4 protein-coding genes are annotated in these 5,691 nt (G+C 45.8%); 1 reads left to right on the forward strand and 3 read right to left on the reverse strand.

Features of this window, described 5'->3' with window-relative positions; all coding sequences use genetic code 11:
* Window positions 1-137: 137 nt before the first annotated feature.
* The 3 genes from WBA89_RS22755 to WBA89_RS22765 all read right to left on the reverse strand — a co-directional run bounded on the left by WBA89_RS22755 (window position 138) and on the right by WBA89_RS22765 (window position 4,561).
* Window positions 138-1,484: a TldD/PmbA family protein gene (locus WBA89_RS22755; RefSeq protein ID WP_424409657.1), complete on the reverse strand. Its 1,347-nt coding sequence runs from the start codon at window positions 1,482-1,484 to the stop codon at window positions 138-140.
* A gap of 90 nt (window positions 1,485-1,574) precedes the next feature.
* Complete coding sequence (locus WBA89_RS22760) at window positions 1,575-3,062, reverse strand: TldD/PmbA family protein (protein WP_424409658.1); 1,488 nt, start codon at window positions 3,060-3,062, stop codon at window positions 1,575-1,577.
* 44 nt (window positions 3,063-3,106) lie between these two features.
* Window positions 3,107-4,561 (reverse strand): hypothetical protein, encoded by a 1,455-nt coding sequence (locus WBA89_RS22765; protein WP_424409659.1) that lies wholly within the window; start codon window positions 4,559-4,561, stop codon window positions 3,107-3,109.
* Window positions 4,562-4,997: 436 nt separating this feature from the next.
* Between WBA89_RS22765 and tnpA the strand changes: the two genes are divergently transcribed.
* Entirely contained in the window at window positions 4,998-5,450 is a 453-nt protein-coding gene (gene tnpA, locus WBA89_RS22770) for an IS200/IS605 family transposase (protein WP_424409660.1), read from the forward strand.
* Window positions 5,451-5,691: the final 241 nt, after the last annotated feature.

Here is a 5,691-nt window from a genome sequence, read left to right on the forward strand (position 1 = left end):
ACGTATATCTATTTGAGGCATTTTTTTTGATAAATCACTGTAGGTTCGTAGTGAGGACTTTAGTCCTTCTTATGGAAAGGATTAAAATCCTCACTACAAACATCCGCTAACTGGTGGACTCATTGAATAACCACCAATCACAAACTGTCAGTAACACTCGTGAAATTAAAAGCTTTCACGCGCACTCCCGGTACGACAATGCCGCCGTAACGTTTCACTTCGCTAACTGCATCCACATCGCGCAACATATCAGGTAAAACTTGATTGAAACGGAAATTTTTAATCGGGTAAGCAATCTTACCGTTTTCAATCCAGAAAGTACCGTCGCGAGTCATTCCGGTTACTTCCGATGTTTTCGGATTCACGTAATTTACATACCAAGCTCGACTCACGAAAATTCCGCGCTCGGTTTGAGCGATTAAATCTGCTAAACTTTGGTCGGAACCTGTCATCACGATCGGGTAATAAGCACCTTTTGCTTCTTTGCCTTTTTGGGCGGCCCAATAGCGGGAATAAGATAAGCTTTGAGGTACGCCATTTTTGATGATTTCTAAATAGCTATTGTTCAATCCGTCGCCGAAAAAATTATTCGATCGCAACAAAGGATGACTCGGATCGCGCTGTACCTGCACTAAGGGGCTGAAAAGTTGTTCTCCCGCGCGGTTTCCAGCGGGTTTTCCCGACTCATCGGCGATCGACATAAACGATCGCCCCTCATCCGCCGCCCGCGCATCCATAGCCCAAATTATCCACGGTAGCAAATCTGCAAACGCAGCGCCCTCAAAGATTACAGGATAAACACCGGGAGTGATTTCGCGGGGGTTGCGGGAGGATTTCGCGCGCGAGACAACTTGTGTGGCTAATTCGGCGACTTGTAGTTCGTGGATGCCCCAAGCCGTGCTTTCAGTCCAGCTAGAACCGTCTCCAATGCGGGCTGTAAAGCCGAAATTCGCCTCTGTAGATTGGTTGCAGGCGCGGAGTCCGGTTGACGAGGCGATCGCGTACAGCGAAGCCTCAGCGCTCAATGTACCCGAAGCTTCCGCACCTTCGCCAGATGCGATCGCGCAGGCTTGCTGTACCATTTTTGCCCGCTCTAGAGGCGATACAGCAGCCGTTGCTTCATCAAACGCCGCCGGGGGCAAATCGTAGGTTTGAGGGGGCAACAGCGGCATCCATTCGGGGTCTGCGGGGGCAATTTTAGCTAATTCTTGCGATCGCTTGACGGTTTGGGCGATCGCATCTTCATCAAATTCTGTAACAGCAGCAGAAGCGCTTTTATTGCCAAAATAGCTAGTAATGTTGAGGCTAAATACAGTTTTGCTGATATTTTGGCTGATTTGATTTTCCGAAAATCGGGAAAGAGATTCTTCGCCAGTATAAAGACTGACAAATACTGCTTCTGCTTCCGATTGTTTGACTACCTTTTCTAATAAAGATAAGGCTCTGTCTTCACTTAAAATTGCGGGCGATGTTGTTACAGTCATAAGCTAGAATACTAGGAAGAATTTGTTAGCTTTATTATCTCAGAACTCTCTCTGTGTTCTCTGCGTCCTCTGCGGTTCAATCATTCCGAATTAAGAATTTCCCCCAATTTGAATATCCCTTACCCGCACCGGTACACAAGCATGAGTCATTTGAGCAACCTGTATCGGTTCACCTTTGCCGCACCTATTAGTGCCGCATTGAACCCGTTCGGAAGCAGGCCCGATTGCATCTACTTGATTCCAGAAATCAGTGCTCATCGAATGATAAGTTACATCCTTCAACATACCGACAACTTTACCTTTTTCCACCTTCCAGAAAGCATCGCCGCCGAATTGAAAATTGCGCCGCTGTTGGTCAATCGAAAAACTGCCTATACCGTCAATTAAAATCCCATCTTCCGTATCAGCAATCATCTCATCCAAAGTAGCAGTATGACTGCCGCCATCCGGGCCCGGTTCCAGTCCCAAATTAGGAATTCTCACCATCGGTACGCTAGACCAACTGTCAGCGCAGGCAGAACCGTTGCTGGTGGCGCGTCCGAGGCGATAAGCTGTTTCTCTGTCAGTGAGATAATCAACTAAAATTCCATCCTTGACAACGTACCAATCCTGCGATTTTACGCCCTCATCGTCGTAACCCATTGTACCGCGACCGTGGGGTTGAGTGCGATCGCACTTGAAGTTTACCCAAGGTGCAGCGTATTGCAGCTTATTTAACTTATCGGTAGTAGCAAAACTCGTGCCAGCAAAATTAGATTCATAGCCGTAAACCCGGTCTAATTCAGTTGGATGTCCGACAGATTCGTGGATTGTCAAAAACAAATTTGTTGGCTTGAGAATCAAAGATTTGCAAATACCAGCCGGGACTTTCGGCGCAGCGACTTTTTCAATGGCTTCGGCAGCTACTCGTTCGACTTGACCCAACAAATCGTCTGGATTAATATGTTCGTAACCGATGTTTAGCGGCGGGCGTTCGTAACTGCGACTTTGGGCATCGCCGCCCGCAATTGCCGTACAGCCAAAACCGGGATAGCTGCGGTAGATTGTTTGTTCGATTAGCGAGCCTTCTGTGGATGCAAAAACCTTGTCTTCGCGGTTGAATGTCAAAAAAGAATAAGCTTTTTTGATGCCTTGTGATTCGTGCGCTAGCAGGCGTTCGTTGATGGTTAATAAAAGTTCGGCTTTGTCAGCAACGGGGACAGAAAATGGGTCAATTGCGATCGGACTAATGTAAGTATCGACATATTTTTCGACAGGTACTAAACGCACCGGTTCCTTTTGAGTCAAGCGGCTGCCTTTTGCGATTTCCACAGCCAAAGCGACGATTCTTGCAACCTCTGCGGGTGTTTTGCTGTGACTGGCGGCAAAGCCCCAAGCGCCGTCTAGCAGCACTCGCACGCCAAAACCGGAACTTACATTATCGGAGATATTGCTTAAAGATCGATCGCGCGCATACAAACCTTGCCTGCGGTAACTGCAAAAGCGCACGTCACCGTATTCGCACCCACTTTTCCGAATTAACTCTACAGCCAAATTTGCCAACTCGCTAGCAGAGATTTTTGCAGTTAACAGTACCATAGTTATTCGTCGTTCGTCGTTCGTTATCCATTATTATAGCGCTACTATCGAAATATTTTCCTAATCAACGGGGCAACGATACCCAGTGTAAAAAACCCAAATCCTAAGCCAAATACGAGACTCCAGAGAATTGTCGCAGCAAAGGGATGTAGCGGGAGAGAAGAATCAGGCCACCATTTAATCGGTGTATCCTTGATGAGAGGATAGGCTGCGGAAAAGATTTGTCCGCCCCCGATCGCAGTTCCGACAAAAAATATGATATTCTCAAGTTGGCGATCGCGCTTTTTCTCGTTGTCTTCCTTTTCGCGATCGAATTCCACCTGTTCAATTTCCACCATCCCCCGCACAGTAGATATCGACTGCTGGAACAAATCTTGACTAGCAATCAAATAGTTCAAATCAATTTCAATTTGCCGCTGATACTTACCCTCAGCCAAATCCAGAAACCTCTGCCAAAAATCCAGATTATCACCTTCGATACACAAACTTCTAATTCTTGTCAAAGCCTCAGCATAATTGTCAGCATTAGTATCAATAGTATTTCTATCTTCCTGCAAATACCGGATTTGCTGAGCAAAATCCAACATTTTAGTCCGAACTTCAGCCAGTAAATCCTTCAACTTCTGCAACTTAACTTGTCTATCTCGTTCCCTTTCAATTTCGCCGAATTCAGGAAGCTTCTTCTCCAACTCGCCGACAATTTGCTGTGCTTTGCAATACTTTTTCCGAGCTTCGCGATACACAAATACAATTTTAGCACGAGAACACAGCAGATTCATCAAATAAAAATTAAACGTTGAGGTTGCGGATTGCAAAGTTTGGGGATTATCTTGCAACCATACTAGAATGTGACACCGTTTAGGCGCGTCATCTTCGCGGCTGTCATACTCAAAAATCGGACTACCAAATAATCTCCCTTCCGCGCGAAACTCTGGTGATGCTTCCTGTTGATTGCGGACAAAATCTTTAACGCATTCGTCAGCCAGCTTGCGGTAACTATCATAAACTGCTGGTGTGGCGTACAACAATAAAGTTTGTCCCAAGGACGGCTTAATTGCGTTTGGCAACAAACAACCTTGGGGATTTAATTGATTTAGTTCCGCTACTTTGATGGTAGCATTTTGATAGTAAAATGTCAAATCTGCGGTGTAAACATCGTGAATTTTGACGGCATTGATTGAACCATAGATATGGGAATTATCTGGCTGAATTGTTGGCTGAAACTTCAGAATTTTACCATCGTAAATCAGTGATTTGCTATTATTGGGTTTTTCTTTTTCGCCTTGGGGATAATACTGTTTGTCTTTGTAAAAAATCAGATTGTCTCTGAGAGATTTTAGTTCGTTGCTGTTAAATTGTGTGCCGACATTATCTGCTAGATTTTCCCACAGAGATTGAGCATTTTTTGCTACTTCGCCGTAGCCTTCGTCACCATCATCCCGCAGGTGGAAAGGATAGAGAGTAATGCTGGGATTTTTAATTTGCGGTGGTTCCTGCATAATCGAATCCGGGAAATACAAAAAAACATGATGTTAATTCAATCTTAGTCCGCGGAGGCGGACATTGTTTGACAAGACGCGGTTTCAACCGCCGGGGCCTAATCGCCGGGGCCTTAATCGCCGCATTCCTAATCTCCGAATACCCTCTTAGTCCGCGGAGGCGGACATCGTTTGACAAGACGCGGTTTCAACCGCCGGGGTACAATCGCCCCATGTAAGATCCCAGTCTCGCGTTGCGCGGACATCGTTTGACAAGACGCGGTTTCAACCGCCGGGGTATAATCGCCCCATGTAAGATCCCAGCGGATTCAAGATTTGACCCGGCGATTTTCCAATCACCCGGCGGTTTTTCAATCACCCGGCGGTTGAAACCGCGTCTACACAGACAAAACCCGCCTCCGCGGGTTGAAGAGAAGTTTCATCTGTTGTACAAAAAATGAGAGACAATTTCACGCAGTTGTATGTACACTATGTTTGGGCAACCTGGGATAGATTGCCTTTGATTACTCCCGATATTCAGGAAGCAATTTATGCGACGATTATTGGAAAATGTAATAATTTAAAATGTACTGTAATTGCCCTTGGTGGTATAGAAGACCACCTTCACTTGCTGATAGGTTTTCCGTCAACCTTGACAGTAGCTGAAATTATTAAAGAAGTTAAGGGTAGTTCTTCTCATTTAGTAACTCACCAACTTAAACCGGGTGTTTTTTTTAAATGGCAAGGTAGCTATGGGGCGTTTACGGTTAGCCGTGATGCGATCGACCCTGTAGCCAAATATATCAGAAATCAAGCTGTTCACCACCGTCAAAAATCAATAATTCCTGAATGGGAATACGTTTGCGATCCCGTGAAACCAGGTTCCAAGACTCAATCACCCGGCGGTTGAAACCGCGTCTACACACACAAAACCCGGATGGTGCGCGGGTTGAAAATTACAATCGGCGATTTCTCATCTCCTCTTCGTCCGCGGAGGCGGACATCGTTTGTGTAGGCGCGGTTTCAAGAGACTGTTGGCGAATTAAAAAAGGGTGAAACCAAACATCCCATAATCATGGAAAAAAACTATGATGAGGCAGAGGGAAAAAGAGCAGAAAAACGAGAGTGCCGGGTCAAGCCAATCGGAATGT

Origin of the sequence: Microcoleus sp. (genome assembly GCF_049646505.1) — a bacterium.
Classification (GTDB): Bacteria; Cyanobacteriota; Cyanobacteriia; order Cyanobacteriales; family Microcoleaceae; genus Microcoleus.

Excerpts from the sequence above, each read along its gene's own strand:
- WBA89_RS22755 (WP_424409657.1), bottom strand. The coding sequence starts at position 1,484 with ATGACTGTAACAACATCGCCCGCAATTTTAAGTGAAGACAGAGCCTTA.
- WBA89_RS22760 (WP_424409658.1), bottom strand. The coding sequence starts at position 3,062 with ATGGTACTGTTAACTGCAAAAATCTCTGCTAGCGAGTTGGCAAATTTG.
- WBA89_RS22765 (WP_424409659.1), bottom strand. The coding sequence starts at position 4,561 with ATGCAGGAACCACCGCAAATTAAAAATCCCAGCATTACTCTCTATCCT.
- tnpA (WP_424409660.1), top strand. The coding sequence starts at position 4,998 with ATGAGAGACAATTTCACGCAGTTGTATGTACACTATGTTTGGGCAACC.